12 protein-coding genes, 2 rRNA genes and 1 pseudogene (1 of these 15 only partly in view) are annotated in these 15,479 nt (G+C 74.2%); 11 read left to right on the top strand and 4 right to left on the bottom strand.

Translation table 11 applies throughout. The features are described from left to right. From VSR01_RS07065 to VSR01_RS37665, 3 genes and pseudogenes are all read left to right on the top strand, one after another. Positions 1-946, top strand: a 23S ribosomal RNA gene (locus VSR01_RS07065) (it extends 2,182 nt beyond the left edge of the window). Positions 947-1,085: 139 nt separating this feature from the next. Continuing rightward, positions 1,086-1,202, top strand: a 5S ribosomal RNA gene (gene rrf, locus VSR01_RS07060). 1,314 nt (positions 1,203-2,516) lie between these two features. After that, positions 2,517-3,242, top strand: a pseudogene (locus tag VSR01_RS37665) (hypothetical protein); the annotation flags it as partial. 518 nt (positions 3,243-3,760) lie between these two features. Here the strand turns inward: VSR01_RS37665 and VSR01_RS07050 are convergent. Next, positions 3,761-5,191, bottom strand: coding sequence for a DUF1015 domain-containing protein (locus tag VSR01_RS07050; RefSeq protein ID WP_326448415.1), 1,431 nt, complete (start codon positions 5,189-5,191; stop codon positions 3,761-3,763). A 104-nt stretch (positions 5,192-5,295) separates the two neighbouring features. Between VSR01_RS07050 and VSR01_RS07045 the strand changes: the two genes are divergently transcribed. Continuing rightward, on the top strand, positions 5,296-6,336 hold the full coding sequence (locus VSR01_RS07045; protein ID WP_326448414.1) for an HAD-IIA family hydrolase: 1,041 nt from the start codon (positions 5,296-5,298) through the stop codon (positions 6,334-6,336). A 30-nt stretch (positions 6,337-6,366) separates the two neighbouring features. Here the strand turns inward: VSR01_RS07045 and VSR01_RS07040 are convergent, their stop codons facing one another. Together VSR01_RS07040 and VSR01_RS07035 are read right to left on the bottom strand one after the other, a co-directional pair. After that, positions 6,367-7,272 (bottom strand): siderophore-interacting protein, encoded by a 906-nt coding sequence (locus VSR01_RS07040; RefSeq protein ID WP_326448413.1) that lies wholly within the window; start codon positions 7,270-7,272, stop codon positions 6,367-6,369. 4 nt (positions 7,273-7,276) lie between these two features. Beyond that, positions 7,277-8,344, bottom strand: coding sequence for an ABC transporter substrate-binding protein (locus VSR01_RS07035; RefSeq protein ID WP_326448412.1), 1,068 nt, complete (start codon positions 8,342-8,344; stop codon positions 7,277-7,279). Positions 8,345-8,488: 144 nt separating this feature from the next. Between VSR01_RS07035 and VSR01_RS07030 the strand changes: the two genes are divergently transcribed. From VSR01_RS07030 to VSR01_RS07020, 3 genes are all read left to right on the top strand, one after another. Beyond that, positions 8,489-9,487 (top strand): FecCD family ABC transporter permease, encoded by a 999-nt coding sequence (locus VSR01_RS07030; RefSeq protein ID WP_326453529.1) that lies wholly within the window; start codon positions 8,489-8,491, stop codon positions 9,485-9,487. Between the two features lie 92 nt (positions 9,488-9,579). Beyond that, positions 9,580-10,674, top strand: a complete 1,095-nt coding sequence (locus VSR01_RS07025; protein WP_442785655.1) for a FecCD family ABC transporter permease — start codon at positions 9,580-9,582, stop codon at positions 10,672-10,674. 182 nt (positions 10,675-10,856) lie between these two features. Further along, positions 10,857-11,858: an ABC transporter ATP-binding protein gene (locus VSR01_RS07020; RefSeq protein ID WP_326448410.1), complete on the top strand. Its 1,002-nt coding sequence runs from the start codon at positions 10,857-10,859 to the stop codon at positions 11,856-11,858. Here the strand turns inward: VSR01_RS07020 and VSR01_RS07015 are convergent. Next, positions 11,806-12,153, bottom strand: coding sequence for an SCP2 sterol-binding domain-containing protein (locus VSR01_RS07015; protein WP_326448409.1), 348 nt, complete (start codon positions 12,151-12,153; stop codon positions 11,806-11,808). The two genes, VSR01_RS07020 and VSR01_RS07015, sit on opposite strands and share 53 nt — an antisense overlap. A gap of 273 nt (positions 12,154-12,426) precedes the next feature. On the opposite strand from VSR01_RS07015, the gene VSR01_RS07010 reads away from it, so the two are divergent. From VSR01_RS07010 to VSR01_RS06995, 4 genes are read left to right on the top strand one after another with little or no spacing between them, the layout of a single operon-like run. Next, positions 12,427-13,368 (top strand): histone, encoded by a 942-nt coding sequence (locus tag VSR01_RS07010; RefSeq protein WP_326448408.1) that lies wholly within the window; start codon positions 12,427-12,429, stop codon positions 13,366-13,368. After that, positions 13,361-13,693 (top strand): hypothetical protein, encoded by a 333-nt coding sequence (locus VSR01_RS07005; protein ID WP_326448407.1) that lies wholly within the window; start codon positions 13,361-13,363, stop codon positions 13,691-13,693. Before VSR01_RS07010 ends, VSR01_RS07005 begins: the two co-directional genes overlap by 8 nt. A gap of 7 nt (positions 13,694-13,700) precedes the next feature. Then, a complete protein-coding gene (locus VSR01_RS07000) occupies positions 13,701-14,507 on the top strand; it encodes a TlyA family RNA methyltransferase (protein ID WP_326448406.1) in 807 nt (268 codons plus the stop codon). After that, a complete protein-coding gene (locus VSR01_RS06995) occupies positions 14,504-15,418 on the top strand; it encodes an NAD kinase (RefSeq protein ID WP_326448405.1) in 915 nt (304 codons plus the stop codon). The genes VSR01_RS07000 and VSR01_RS06995 overlap by 4 nt, the downstream gene beginning before the upstream one ends. The last annotated feature ends 61 nt before the right edge of the window (positions 15,419-15,479 follow it).

The raw sequence follows: 15,479 nt of genomic DNA, 5'->3' as shown, positions 1-15,479 counted from the left end.
TTCCGACCTGCACGAATGGCGTAACGACTTCTCGACTGTCTCAACCATAGGCCCGGTGAAATTGCACTACGAGTAAAGATGCTCGTTTCGCGCAGCAGGACGGAAAGACCCCGGGACCTTTACTATAGCTTGATATTGGTGTTCGGTTCGGCTTGTGTAGGATAGGTGGGAGACTGTGATCATCGGGCGCCAGCCTGGTGGGAGTCGTCGTTGAAATACCACTCTGGTCGTGCTGGATGTCTAACCTCGGTCCGTGATCCGGATCAGGGACAGTGTCTGGTGGGTAGTTTAACTGGGGCGGTTGCCTCCTAAAGGGTAACGGAGGCGCCCAAAGGTTCCCTCAGCCTGGTTGGCAATCAGGTGGTGAGTGTAAGTGCACAAGGGAGCTTGACTGTGAGACTGACGGGTCGAGCAGGTACGAAAGTAGGGACTAGTGATCCGGCGGTGGCTTGTGGAAGCGCCGTCGCTCAACGGATAAAAGGTACCCCGGGGATAACAGGCTGATCTTCCCCAAGAGTCCATATCGACGGGATGGTTTGGCACCTCGATGTCGGCTCGTCGCATCCTGGGGCTGGAGTCGGTCCCAAGGGTTGGGCTGTTCGCCCATTAAAGCGGTACGCGAGCTGGGTTTAGAACGTCGTGAGACAGTTCGGTCCCTATCCGCTGTGCGCGTTGGAGTCTTGAGAAGGGCTGTCCCTAGTACGAGAGGACCGGGACGGACGAACCTCTGGTGTGCCAGTTGTCCTGCCAAGGGCATGGCTGGTTGGCTACGTTCGGGAGGGATAACCGCTGAAAGCATCTAAGCGGGAAGCCTGCTTCGAGATGAGGGCTCCCACCCCCGTTGAGGGGTTAAGGCTCCCAGGAGACGACTGGGTTGATAGGCCGGATGTGGAAGCCCTGTGAGGGGTGGAGCTGACCGGTACTAATAAGCCGAGGGCTTGTCTACATATTGCTGTGCTCGCGTCCACTGTTTGGTTCCCGGGTTGCGAACAGTCGCACCGGTGAACAGAACGCTCAACTGAAAAGTGTGCTTGTTCGCTTGGACTCTGTCGCAGTTCCGCTCCGGCGGGACGGCCCGATAGTGTTTCGGTGGTCATAGCGTGAGGGAAACGCCCGGTTACATTCCGAACCCGGAAGCTAAGCCTTTCAGCGCCGATGGTACTGCAGGGGGGACCCTGTGGGAGAGTAGGACGCCGCCGAACAATCATTCTGGACCCTCGGTCCTGGCCTGAGCGCTGGGACCGGGGGTCCTTTTGCGTTCCGCGCACAATGCGCGCCCTCCCGTCCGCTACGGGAGACTTGCAGTACAGCAGCACGATCCGACAGGAGTCACGTCGATGTCCAACTCGCCCGAAGACCAGCCCGAACGCCCTGAGCGTCGGGACTCGCGCGGCGGCGGCTTCCGCCGCGAGGACCGACGTGACGACCGTCCGAGGGGCCCGCGCCGCGACGACCGCGGCCCGGCCGGCGGCGGTTACCGTCGCGACGACCGCCCCTCGTACAACCGGCGGGACGACCGTCGCGACGACGACCGGCCGCGTGGTCCGCGTCGGGACGACGACCGTCAGGGCGGCGGCGGTTACCGCTCCCGCGACGACCGTCCGCCGTACGAGCGCCGGGACGACCGGCCGCGCGGCCCGCGCCGCGACGACGACCGGGGCTCCGGCGGCGGCTACCGCCGTGACGACCGTCCGGGCGGTTTCCGTCCCCGGGAGGACCGGCCGCGCGGTCCCCGCCGCGACGACGACCGTCAGGGCGGCGGCTACCGTCCCCGTGACGACCGTCCTCGTGATGACCGGCCGCGCTACGACCGCCCCCGCGACGACCGGGGCTCCGGCGGCGGCTACCGGCGGGACGACCGGCAGGGCGGTGGCTTCCGCAGGGACGATCGGCCCGGTGGGTTCCGGCGTGACGACCGTCCGTCGTACGACCGGCCGCGCGATGACCGTCAGGGCGGCGGCTACCGTCCCCGTGACGACCGTCCCCGTGACGATCGGCGCGACGACCGGCCCCGCGGCGGGTTCCGGCGTGACGACCGCCCCGGCGGTTACCGTCCGCGGGAGGACCGGCCCGGTGGTGGCTTCCGCCGTGACGACCGCGGCCACGGCGGTGGGTTCCGCCGTGACGACCGCGGCCACGGCGGTGGGTTCCGGCGTGACGACCGTCCGTCGTACGACCGGCCGCGCGACGACCGCCAGGGTGGCGGCTACCGTCCGCGTGACGACCGTCCTCGTGATGACCGGCCGCGCTACGACCGTCCCCGTGACGACCGCGGCCACGGCGGCGGCTTCCGGCGGGACGACCGGCCGTCGTACGGCCGTGACGACCGCAGGGACGACCGGCGCGACGATCGCCGTGACGAGCGGCCGCGCGGGCCGCGGCGCGAGGGCGACCGGGACCGCGGCGGGCGCGACGAGCGCGGCGGCCAGGGCCGGCGTCCGGTCGTGCAGGGGCGCGGCCGGTTCGAGAACCGCGGCCGGGACGAGCGCCGGGAGGAGCGGGAGCCGGTGAAGCGGCTGCCGATCCCCGACGAGGTGACCGGGCAGGAGATCGACCCGAGCGTGCGTCAGGAGCTGATGAGCCTGCCCAAGACGCTCGCCGAGGACGTGTCGCGCAACCTGGTCATGGTGGCCCGGCTGCTCGACGAGGAGCCGGAGCAGGCGTACGCGTACTCGCGCGTCGCGCTGCGGCTGGCGTCGCGGGTCGCGGCGGTGCGGGAGGCCGCGGGCTTCGCGTCGTACGCCACGGAGCGGTACGCCGAGGCGCTCGCCGAGTTCCGCGCCACCCGGCGGATGACCGGCACGGTCGACCTGTGGCCGGTGATGGCCGACTGCGAGCGCGGCCTCGGCCGCCCGGAGCGCGCGCTGGAGATGGCCGGTGCTCCCGAGGTGCAGAAGCTGGACAAGGCCGGCCAGGTCGAGATGCGCCTGGTCGCGGCCGGCGCACGGCAGGACATGGGCCAGGCCGACGCCGCCGTGGTGACCCTGCAGAGTCCGGAGCTGGCCTCCAGCGCGGTGCATCCGTGGACCGCGCGGCTGCGGTACGCCTACGCGGACGCGCTGCTCGGCGTCGGGCGTGAGAGCGAGGCGCGCGAGTGGTTCGCCAAGGCGCTGGAGGCCGACCACAACGGCACCACGGACGCCTCCGACCGGCTCGCCCAGCTCGACGGCGTCGAGTTCGTGGACGTGTTCGACGAGCACGCGGACGACGACCGCGACCAGGACGCGGAGGACCGGGCCGACGACGCGGCGGCAGCCCCTGCCGCGACCGCGGCCGCGGACCTGGGCGAGGACGACGCCGATGACGATGACGACCGTGCCGACGACCGGGACGACCTCGACGAGGACGATGCCGAGGACGACCGGGACGACGCCGGCGACACCGACGACCTGGACGACGAAGACGACCTGGACGACCTGGACGGCAAGGACGACGAGGGCGGCCTCGACGGTCCCGAGGAGAAGGACGCGGACGGCGAGGACGCGGTGAAGGCCGAGACCGACGCCGGAACCGACGCCGACGCGCACGTCGCGTCCGACGGGAAGGACGAGGCGGACCCCTCCACCGCCGCCTCCACCACCACCGCCGCCGCCTCCTCCTCCTCGTTCCTCGACTCGCCCTTCCGCGAGCCGGCCGCCGCGCCCGCCGAGCGCGACGAGGACTGACCGGAGCGCGCGTCCGCGCACGACCGAAGGGCGGCGCCCGCACACCGCGGGCGCCGCCCTTCGCGTGTCCCGCGCCGGGGCGCGCGCCAGCGGCGTCAGGCGAGGTCGACGCGCCGCATGACCAGGCCGCCGGCCTTGGGCCCGAAGGACGTCGACTTGCGGGGCATCATCACCCCCTGCCGGGCCAGGTCGAGCACCACGCGTTCGCGTACCGGGTGCAGCAACACGGCCGTGCCGCCGAGGCGTTCGGCCAGCGCGACGGCCTCCCGCGTGTCGTGGATGTAGCGGATGTGGTCGGGGGTGTCCGGCACCCGCCAGACGTGGTCGAGCAGCAGGCTGTGCAGCACGGTGGCGTCCAGGCGGCGCCAGGTCTCGGGGCGGTCGTGCGGCACGCGGGCGTCCAGCCGCGCCGGGTCCGGCCGGTCGAGCAGGTGGAAGCCGTCGCCGGCCAGGACGAAGGCGTTGCCGTCCGCGGCGGAGTCGGCCAGGGCGGCGAGCGCCCGGTCGAGACCGCCGTCCAGGCGGCGTACCCGGAAGACTTCCGCGGCGGCGGCCAGGGCGTCGGCGGCGCGCAGCCGCGGCAGGACGCGGTGGATGGCCCGGACCCGCAGCGGGTAGCGGGCGGTGTCGACGAGCAGGACCAGGCCGAAGTCCCAGGGGGTGCCGGGCGGGTGTGCGGCCTGCAGGCGGCGGTAGGTGGCCCAGCGGTGGTGGCCGTCGGCGATCAGCGCCTGGCGGGTGGCGAGGTCGGCGGTGACGGCGGCGAGGTCGGCGGGGTCGGTGAGCGCCCACAGCCGGTGCCGTACGCCGTCGTCGGTCGTCGTGGTCAGCAGGGGCGCGACGGGACGGGTGGCGTCGGCACGCGCGGGCGCGCGGCGTCCGTGGGGAGCCGGCCCGGTGGCCGCGTCCCCGGATCGTCCGTCCCTCGGCGCCGCGTCCCCCGGCGTCCCTTGTCCGGGGGCCGCGTCCCCGGCCGCGACGCGTTCGACGACCTCGGCGGTCGCCACCCCGCCGCGGTAGGCCAGTAGCAGCGGTTCGAGGTTCGCGCCGGTCGCGCGCATCAGCGCGGCGCGGTCGGCGACCGGGCCGGGCATCACGTCCTCGTGCGGCAGCACGACGCCGTCCTCCGGCGGGCTCAGCCGCAGCGCGCCGATCACGCCGCGCTGGAGGTGGTCGCCGTCGCGCTGCTCGTAGACGTAGAGCGCCGGTCGCGGGTCGGGGGCGAGCACGCCGTCGCGCAGCCAGCGGTCGAGGGTGCGGGCGGCCTTGCGGTGCTGCTCCTCGGCGGTCGCGGCGTCGGGCAGGATCAGCCGGACCACGTTGTACGGGTCGGCGGTCTCCAGCCGGCGCTGGCCGTCGGGGCGCACCACCACGTCGTACGGCGGCGAGGTGACGGCGGCCAGGCTGCCGACCCGCTCGGGCACGTAGCGCAGGCCGCGGAAGGGCGCGAGGCACAGCCCGCGCTCCGGCGACGGCTCCGGGGTCTCCGGGGCGCCGGGCGTGCCGGGAATGCCGGGGGTGTCCATCAGCGCATCGTATGACAGCGCGTGCCCAGCGGGCGGTGGCCGTGGGACGCCGGCCATGGGGGATGATCGGAGCGTCGACGACCCGCGATGAGGAGCGATCCGCCATGACCCTTCGGACCACGCCGGACGGCAGCACCGAGGCGCTGGACACGGCGTACGACACGGCGCTGCTGGACCTGGACGGCGTCGTGTACGCGGGCGGCGACGCCATCGACCACGCCGTGGAGTCGCTGGAGGCGGCGCGCGGGCACGGCATGAGGCTGGCGTACGTGACGAACAACGCGGCCCGTACGCCGCAGGCCGTCGCCGAGCATCTGACGCGGCTCGGGGTGCCCGCGGCGGCCGAGGACGTGGTGACCTCCGCGCAGGCGGTGGCCCGGCTGATCGCGGACCAGGTGCCGGCGGGCGCGAAGGTCCTGGTGGCGGGTGGTGAGGGGTTGTGGACGGCGCTGCGCGAACGCGGCCTGGTCCCGGTGGAGTCCGCGGAGGACGGCCCGGCCGCCGCGGTCCAGGGCTACGCGCCGGACCTGCGCTGGTCGCAGCTGCGGGAGATGGCCTACGCGGTCAACGCGGGCGTGCCGTGGTTCGCCTCGAACACCGACCTGACCATCCCCAGTCCGCGGGGGATCGCGCCGGGCAACGGCGCGGCCGTGGAGGTGGTGCGGATCGCCACCGGCGGCACGCCGCAGGTGGCGGGCAAGCCGCTGCCGCCGATGCACCGCGAGACGGTGATCAGGACCGGCGCGCGCCGGCCGCTGGTGGTCGGGGACCGGCTGGACACCGACATCGAGGGGGCGTTCGCGGGCGGCGTCGACTCGCTGCTGGTCCTGACCGGGGTGACCACGCCGGCCGCGCTGCTCGCCGCCGGGCCGCGGCACCGGCCCACCTACGTCGGCGCGGACCTGCGGGACCTGCTGGCGCCGCATCCGGAGGTCCGCGCGGCGGACGGCTCCGGGGCGGACTCCGGCTTCGCCTGCGGCGGTTGGACGGCGGTCGCCGACACCGCGTCCGGCGCCCTGCGCGCCGACGGCGGCGGCGCGCCGCTGGACGGCCTGCGCGCGCTGTGCGCCGCCGCCTGGACGGCGGCGGCGGACGGCCGGTGCGATCTGGACGCGGCGAAGGCGCTGGCGCGGGTCGGCTTCTGAGACCGCGCGGGGGCGGGCGACGGCCGCCGGTCAGTCGGCCGCCGCTGCCGCCACCGCGGCCTCCAGCAGGTCGTCCTCCGTGGTGCCGCGGCGCCAGTAGCCGGTGAAGGAGACCCTGCGGCGGTCCAGGCCGCGTTCGCCGACCAGGTGGCGGCGCAGGGCGCGCACGTGCGACGCCTCGCCGGCGATCCAGGCGTAGCCGGTGCCGGCGGGGCCGGGCAGCTCGGCCGCCGCGACGGACTCGGCGACGGGGGAGCAGGGGCGGACCAGCCAGGTGATCTCGGCGTCGGCCCGGGTCGGCAGGTCGACGCGGTCGTCGGGGTGGGCGACCTCGATCCAGACGCGCACCGGCAGTCCCACCGGCAGCGACCCCAGGATGCCGGCGACGGCGGGCAGCGCGGTCTCGTCCGCGGCGAGCAGCGCCCACCGGGCGTCCTGCGGCAGCTGGAACTCGACGCCGCCGTTGTCGTGGACCACCGGCGCGAGGATCGACACCGTGTCGCCGGGCGCGGCCCGCCGCGCCCAGCGCGAGGCCGGCCCGAGGTCGCCGTGCAGGGCGAAGTCCACGTCGATCTCGGGCGGGTCCTGCCGCACCGCGCGGATCGTGTACGTGCGCATGATGCCGCGCACCGCCGGGTCGAGCTCCCGCCACCGCGGGTACCAGTCGAGGTCCAGCACCTCGGGCAGCACCGGCGCGTCCTGGCCCGGCTGCGGCAGGAACAGCTTGAACCGCTGGTCGCGGCCGCCGCTGACCACCGCGCTCAGCTCGTCGCAGCCGAGCACGACGCGCACCAGCGTCGGGGACAGCCGCCGCGTCGCGACCACCCGCGGGTGGAAGAAGCCGTACGGGACGCGGGGCGCGGCCGGCTCGTCGTGCGTCGCGGCGGCTCGCGGGGTGGTCCGGGGTCCGGCCTGCTCCTGGTCGGCGATCGTCATGGCGTCAGCTCACCTTCTTCGCTGTGGTGATGGCCTTGGTCAGGGCCTCGATCTGGACGGCGCACTTGGCGTAGGAGAAGATCGGCTCGCTGGGCCAGCCGAGGACCTGCCCGGCCTTGACCGCGGGCAGCTGCCCCCAGGTGGGCTTGCCGGTGAGGTCCTTGGGCTGCAGGCTCGCCGAGCGGTTGTCGAGCATCAGCACGTCGGCCTTGTACTTGTCGGCGTTCTCCCAGCTGAGGGTCTCGAAGAAGCCGCCCTCGACCTTGTTCGGCACGACGAAGTCCACGCCGAGGCTCTTGTAGTAGCTGAGGTCGGCGGCCGAGGCCGGGGTGGAGATGTAGAAGGAGTCGGCGCTCGCCGAGCAGGCCAGCACAGAGATGCCGGGGTGGGCCTTGACCGCGGCGCGCAGGCCGGCCGACGCCTGCTCGAAACGGGTCTTCTGCGCGGCGTTCTGACCGGACGTCATGTCCGCGCCGAGGGAGGCGGCGAGGTCGGCGTAGCGCTGGAGCGGCTTGGTCAGCGGGACGCCGGCGAGGTCGACGCCGATGCTGGGCGCGAGCGCGAGGATCTTGTCGGCGCTCTCCTCGGGCACGTACCACAGCGCCGGGGCCTGGTAGATGTGGCTGATCAGCAGCTGCGGGGCGAGCGAGGCGTACTTCTCGATGTTGAACTCGCCCCAGGCGTTGCCGAGCACGGTGACCTTGGAGACGTCCAGGTCGCCGGCCTGCGCGTCGGGGGAGCCGTTCTTGAGCTTGGTCGGGCCGAAGACTCCGGTGCACTCGATGCCGTAGTCGTGGAGGGCGGCGGCGACGCCGACGTAGGCGACCAGCCTGGTGGGCGCGCGGTCGAGCCTGACGGTCTTCTTGCGGTCGTCGGTGAACGTCCACGGGCCGGAGGGCGCCTTGGCGGAGGACGTCCCCTTGCCGCCGCCGTCACCCGAGCCGCTGCCCGAGGAGTCGCCGTCCGAGCCCCCGCACGCGGCGAGGAGCGCGCCGAGGCCCACGGAGCCGCCGGCGGCGAGGAGTCCGCGCCGGGACATTCCGGACGTCACTGCGAAACGGGAGGTATGCATGGGGCTGCCGCTCTGCTCGAAGGTGCACTTCCGAGAGGTTAGGCTAACCTAACCCTCGTGTTGGTCGATCGTCACTCCCCACCCGTCCGGCCGGAGCCGCCCGCCCGGTCCGCCGCTGTCGCCGGGTCCGCGCCGCGCGGCAGTGTGCGCCGGGCGAACGCCCGCAGGGCCACCGGGCTGCTGCTGGCCGTCGCGCTGCTCGCCGTGGTCGCGACCGCGAGCGTCGCCATCGGCGCCCGCGACGTGCCCGTGGACCACGTGTGGCACGGCCTGTTCCACTACTCCGGCACCGACGACGACGTGGTGGTGCGCAGACTCCGCGTCCCGCGCACCCTGCTGGGCCTGCTGGCGGGCGCCGCGCTCGGCATCGCCGGCGCCGCGATGCAGGCGCTGACCCGCAACCCGCTCGCCGACCCCGGACTGCTCGGCGTCAACGCGGGCGCGGCGGCGGCCGTCGTCACCGGCATCAGCTTCTTCGGGATCGACTCGACCACCGGCTACGTCTGGTTCGCGCTGGCGGGCGCCGCGCTGGTGGCCACGCTCGTGTACGCGGTCGGCGGCACCAGGTCGGCCACGCCGGTACGGCTCGCGCTGGCCGGCACCGCCGTCACCGCGCTGCTCCAGGGCTGGACCAGTGCCGTCGAACTGACCGACAACGTCGCGCTGGACCGGATGCGGTTCTGGCAGGTCGGCTCGCTCGCCGCGGCCGACATGTCGACGGTGCGCCATGTCGCCCCGTTCATCGCCGCCGGCGTGCTGCTCGCGCTCGCCACCGCGCGCCCGCTCAACGCGGTCGCCCTCGGCGACGACACCGCCCGGGGCCTCGGCGCCCGACTGGGCCGCACCCGGCTGCTGGTGATGATCGCGGTCACCCTGCTGTGCGGGGCGGCGACCGCGGCCTGCGGGCCGATCGTCTTCGTCGGGCTGATGGTGCCGCACGTCGTACGCGGCATCACCGGGCCCGACATGCGCTGGATCGTGCCGTACGCGGCGGTGCTCTCGCCGGTGCTGCTGCTCGGCGCCGACGTGATCGGACGCGTCGTCACCCGGCCCGCGGAACTCCAGGTCGGCATCGTCACCGCGGTGCTCGGCGGACCCGTCTTCATCCTCCTCGTCAGGCGCCGAAAGATGGCAGAGCTGTGAGCACGCCCCACGCGACCCCGACGCCCGCGCCCGCGGACTCCCCGATGTCCGCGCCCGTGGGCTCCGACACGCCCGTGTCCGCGGACTCCCCGATGTCCGCGGACTCCGCCACGTCCGCGGGCTCCGCGCCGGACGCCGTCCCGGTGCGCGGCGGGACGCGTGCCCTCGTGCTGCGCCGTGGCGCTTTGTCGATACGCGGCGAATGGCGCGTGCTCGTCGTCTGCGGCGCGCTGCTGCTGATCGCGCTCGCGCTCGCGGTCGTGCTGATCGGCACCGGCGACTACCGCATCAGCCCGCCGGACGTGGTGCGTTCGCTGACCGGGCACGGCGACCCCGGCCAGGACTTCGTGATCCGGCAACTGCGGCTGCCCAGGGTGGTGGTGGCGCTGCTGGTCGGCGCCGCGCTCGGCATGGCCGGCGCGGCCTTCCAGACGGTGTCGCGCAACCCGCTCGGCAGCCCCGACGTGATCGGCTTCGGCCAGGGGTCCGCGGCCGGCGCGCTCGTCGTGATCGTGCTGCTCAAGGGCACGTCGGTGCAGATCGCGGCCGGCGCCGTGGCCGGCGGCCTGCTCACCGGCCTCGGCGTCTATCTGCTGGCGTGGAAGCGCGGCGTGCACGGCTACCGGCTGGTCCTGGTCGGCATCGGAGCGTCCGCGGTGCTCTCGGCGGTCAACAGCTACCTGCTGGTCAAGGCGGACTTCGTGGACGCGGCCAGAGCCGTAATGTGGCTCACCGGATCGCTCGACGGCCGCGACTGGGACCAGGTGTGGCCGCTGCTGATCGCCTGCGCCGTGCTGATGCCGGTGCTGGTCCTGCACGGCAGGGCGCTGCGCGTCACCGAGATGGGCGACGACACCGCGCGGGCGCTCGGCGTCCGGGTCGAACGCACCCGGCTGGTCGCGGTGCTGGCCGCGGTGCTGCTGACCGCGTCCGCGACCGCCGCGGCCGGGCCGATCACCTTCGTCGCGCTCACCGCGCCGCAGATCGCCCGCCGGCTCACCAAGTCGCCGGGCGTGGCGCTGGTGCCGTCGGCCCTGACGGGCTCGGCGCTGCTGGTCGCCGCCGACTACGCGGCGCAGCGCGCCTTCGGGTCCGGCGGACTCCCGGTGGGCGTCGCCACCGGCGTCCTCGGCGGCGGATACCTGCTGTGGCTGCTCATCGCCGAACGCAGGGCGGGCCGGATATGAGCGGGCCGGACATGAGCGGGCCGGACATGAGCAGAACGGACACGAACGGACCGGACAGGAACGGGCCCACCAGCGGGCCGCCCAGGAGCAGGCGGTTTCCCGAGCAGCCGGCTCATCGGCGGGCGGACGGCACGCCCGCGACGCGACCGCAGCGCCCCCACGACCCCCGGGAGAACGCCAGCATGACCCGCACCACCGACCAGCCCGCGCCCGCGGCCGAGTCGCCGACGTCCGGCGCCGCGGGGGCGGCCGCAGCCGCCGCGCCCGGTCCCGCCGGCGCGCACCACCGGCTGGCCGCCGAGTCCGTGACCCTCGCGTACGACCAGCGCGTCATCGCCCGCGAGCTGTCGGTCGCGATACCCGACCAGTCGTTCACCGTCGTCGTGGGCCCCAACGCCTGCGGCAAGTCGACCCTGTTGCGCGCGCTGGCCCGGCTGCTCAAGCCCACCGCCGGCCGGGTGCTGCTGGACGGCCGGGCGATCGGGTCGCTGCCCGCCAGGACCGTCGCCCGCACGCTGGGCCTGCTGCCGCAGTCCTCGGTCGCCCCCGACGGCATCACCGTCTCCGGCCTCGTGGCCCGCGGCCGCTACCCGCACCAGGGCCTGCTGCGCCAGTGGTCGGCCGAGGACGAGCGGATCGTCGAGGAGTCGATGGCGGCGACCGGCGTCTCCGCGCTCGCCGATCGCTATGTCGACGAACTCTCCGGCGGCCAGCGGCAGCGCGTGTGGATCGCCATGGCGCTCGCCCAGCAGACCCCGCTGCTGCTGCTCGACGAGCCGACCACGTACCTCGACATCCAGCACCAGATCGACGTGCTCGACCTGTGCGCCGACCTGCACGAGCAGCGCGGCCGCACGCTGGTCGCGGTGCTGCACGACCTCAACCAGGCGGCGCGCTACGCCACCCACCTGATCGCCATGCGCGAGGGCCGGATCGAGGCGCAGGGCCCGCCGGCCGAGATCCTCACCGCCGACCTGGTCGAGCGCGTCTTCGGCGTGCGCTGCCGGGTCGTCGAGGACCCGGAGAGCGGTACGCCGCTGGTGATCCCGGCCGCGCGCCGCGGCCCGCGCGCTCCCGGCGCGGCGGCGAAGGAGGCCGGTCAGGACTGCGCGCCGGGAGCGGCTCCCGGCGTCACAGGAGGGAGCGCAGCCGCAGGACGTCCCGCAGGCTCGCCTGCACCTTGACCCTGCCGGTGCCCCACGCCTTCGCGAAGTTCAGGTCGCCGGCCACCATCGCCACCAGGTCGTCGCCCTTCATGGACAGCCGGATCTGCGCCTTCTGCGCCGGCTCACCCCGGACGGTGACCACGTCACGCACCCGCCCGCCCGCGAGGCGGCCCGTGAAGGTGACGTCCAGGTCGGTGATCCGGCAGCTCAGCGAGCGGTCGAGCGCCGCCGCGTCCTTCGCCGAGCCCTCGGCGCCCGCCAGGTTCGCGGCGAAGCGGTCGAGCGCGCTGCGGCACTCCTCGACGGTGGCCATGGCTGCGGTGTCCCCCGATCGTGCGGTCGGTCGCGCGGTCCGCGGGGCGCGGCGCGCGGCGTACGGCGTCGTGCCGCGTCGTTCTGCCTCGTGCGGTGTCGTGCGGCGTCGTACGGTTCGGATCGTACGGCCGGAGCGTGCGCGCGGCCGCGCACCAGGACGCCGTCCCCGGGCCGGGCGCCCGGAGGCGGTAGCGTCGTGACCACACGCGGGACCGATACGACATCGGTACGACACGAGCCGGGGACAACGACAAGGCGAGGAGTGAGGGCGATGCGGGACGCGCTGCGTACCTGTCTGCAGATCGCGGGCGGCCTGACCGAGGCCACCAGGCGCCGTACGGTCGACGCGGCCAGGGACCTGCTGGACCAGGCGGGGATCGACGTCGCCGCGGTGCAGCAGCGGATCGGTTCGGCCGTCCCGGCGGAGGTGCAGGCGCTGGCGGACGAGCTGATGGCCACCGGGCGGGCCAACCGCGACCTGCTGCTCGGCATCGTCCGCGACGAGGTCGACAAGGCGATGAGCCGGATGGGCCGGATCGCCGACGAGGTCACCAAGGTGGGCGTCGTGCTGGAGACGCTGGAGCGCCGGGTGCGCAACCTGGAGTCGCCCGACCCGGCCGCACCGGCTCCGCCGCCCGCCGCGCCGAAGCCCGCGCCGCCGGTCCAACGCGTCCGCGTCGAGCCGGAGCCGGAGCCGGAATCCGCGCCGCAGCCCGATGTCGCGTCGGCCGCCGAGCGGCCGGCGGCCGCGAGGAAGACCGCACTCGCCAAGAAGGCGGCTGCCGCGCGGAAGACCGCGACTCCCGCGAAGAAGGCCGCGCCCGCGAAGAGCGCCGCCCCCGCGAAGAAGGCCGCGGCCAAGAGGGCCGTCGCGAAGAAGGCCGTCGCGAAGAAGACCGCTGCGAAGAAGGCCCCGGCCACGAGCGCCACGACCGTGCAGGCCGCCGCGGCGAACAAGGCCGCCCCGACCACGCGGGCCGCCGCCACGCGGAAGGCGACCGCCGCGAAGAAGGCGCCGGTGAAGAAGGCCACGCCGGCCAAGCAGGCGGCGGCTACGAAGACGGCGACCGCGAAGAAGACGGCGACCGCCGAGAACGCCGCCCCGGCGAAGAAGGCCGCGGCCAAGAAGGCTGCCGCCAAGAAGTCCGCGACCGCCACCCCGCCCGCGCCGAACACCCCGCCCGCGCCGAGCACCGGGTCCGGCGATGAGTGAGCCGTACGACCTGCCCGGCGTCCTCGCCGGCACCGGGCGGGCCGCCGAGCCCGTGGCGGAGCCCGACCGCACCGAAGCGGCGGACCACCTCGACCGGCCGGAGGGACCCGAGCCGTACCGACCGACCGCGCCCGCCGAGCCCGAGCCGGAGCCCGAGCCGCTGGGAGTCGCGCTCGGGGAAACCGGGAATGCTGACGTGGACGCCGCCGTTGAGCGGCTGCGGGACGCCGACGAGCTGCCCGTGCACGCGCACATCGAGGTGTACGAGGATGTGCACAGGGGGCTGCGGGACGCGCTGAGCGCGCTGGACGAGAACAGGGGCTGAACCGTACGTGCCACGACGCCGACTCGACGCCGAGCTGGTGCGCCGTAACCTCGCGCGCTCACGCGAGCACGCGAGCCAACTGATCGCCGCCGGGCGGGTCACGGTGGGCGGGGCCACCGCGACCAAGGCGGCCACCCAGGTCGAGACCAGCGCGGCGCTGGTCGTCGCGCGGGACGCCGACGAACCCGACTACGTCTCGCGCGGCGGCCACAAACTGGCCGGCGCGTTCGCGGCGTTCGTGCCCCGCGGCCTGGTCGTCGAGGGCCGCAGGGCGCTCGACGCGGGCGCGTCCACCGGCGGCTTCACCGATGTGCTGCTGCGCGCGGGCGCCGCCGAGGTCGTCGCCGTCGACGTCGGCTACGGCCAGCTCGCCTGGTCGCTGCGCAGCGACGCGCGGGTCACCGTCAAGGACCGCACGAACGTACGCGAGTTGACGCCCGAGGACATCGACGGGCGGCTCGCCGAGCTGATCGTGGGCGACCTGTCGTTCATCCCGCTCGGCCTGGTGCTGCCCGCCCTGGTGCGCTGCGCGACACCCGACGCCGACCTGGTGCTGATGGTCAAACCGCAGTTCGAGGTCGGCCGGGAGCGGCTGGGCAGCGGCGGCGTGGTGCGCAGCACGAAACTGCGCGCCGAGAGCGTGCTGAACGTCGCCCGCCAGGCCGGCGGCCTCGGCCTCGGCGTGCTCGGCGTCACCGCCAGCCCGCTGCCCGGGCCGTCGGGGAACGTGGAGTATTTCCTGTGGCTGCGTGCCGGCGCCCCCGCGCCGGACCCGGCCGACATCGACCGTGCTGTGGCGGAGGGCCCCCGGTGACCGAGACCAGTCCAGCGCGGGACCGCACGGTCTTCCTGCTCACCCACACCGGCCGCGACGCCGCGGTCCGCAGTGCAGAACGCGTGGTGCACGGGCTGCTCGGCAACGGCATCGGCGTGCGGCTGCAGGAGGACGAGGCGGTCGACCTGACGCTCACCGACGCCGTCGAACTGATCGCCGAGATCGGCCCGGGCGCGGTCCAGGGCTGCGAGCTGATCATCGTGCTGGGCGGCGACGGCACGCTGCTGCGCGGCGCGGAGTTCGCCCGCGCCTCCGGCGTGCCGATGCTCGGCGTCAACCTCGGCCGGGTCGGCTTCCTCGCCGAGGCCGAGCGCGACGACCTGGACAAGGTCGTGGACCGCGTGGTCAGCCGCGCGTACGAGGTCGAGGAGCGGATGACCCTCGACGTGCTGGTCCGCGTCGACGGGCACATCGTGCACACCGACTGGGCGATGAACGAGGCGTCGGTGGAGAAGGCGTCGCGTGAACGCCTGCTGGAGGTCGTCACCGAGGTCGACGGCCGCCCGGTCTCCGCGTTCGGCGGCGACGGCGTGGTGTGCGCGACACCGACCGGCTCCACCGCGTACGCCTTCTCGGCCGGCGGCCCAGTGGTGTGGCCCGAGGTCGAGGCGCTGCTGATGGTGCCGATCAGCGCGCACGCGCTGTTCGCCAAGCCGCTGGTGACCTCGCCGCGCTCGGTGCTCGCGGTCGAGGTGCAGCAGCACAGCCAGCACGGCGTGCTGTGGTGCGACGGCCGCAGGACGGTCGAGCTGGCCCCCGGCGCGCGGGTCGAGGTCAGGCGCGGCGCGGTGCCGGTGCGGCTGGCCCGGCTGCACCACGCGTCGTTCACCGACCGGCTGGTGGCGAAGTTCGCGCTGCCGGTCGCGGGGTGGCGCGGGGCGGCGCGCTGAGCCCTGGACGCCCCGGACGCCCCGGACGTCCCGGACGCCGCCGATGCATCTGACGGGTGTG

Source organism: Actinacidiphila sp. DG2A-62, assembly GCF_035825295.1.
Classification (GTDB): Bacteria; Actinomycetota; Actinomycetes; order Streptomycetales; family Streptomycetaceae; genus Actinacidiphila.
Note: the sequence above shows the minus strand (reverse complement) of the source record. Positions and strands in the feature narration are given on the sequence as shown.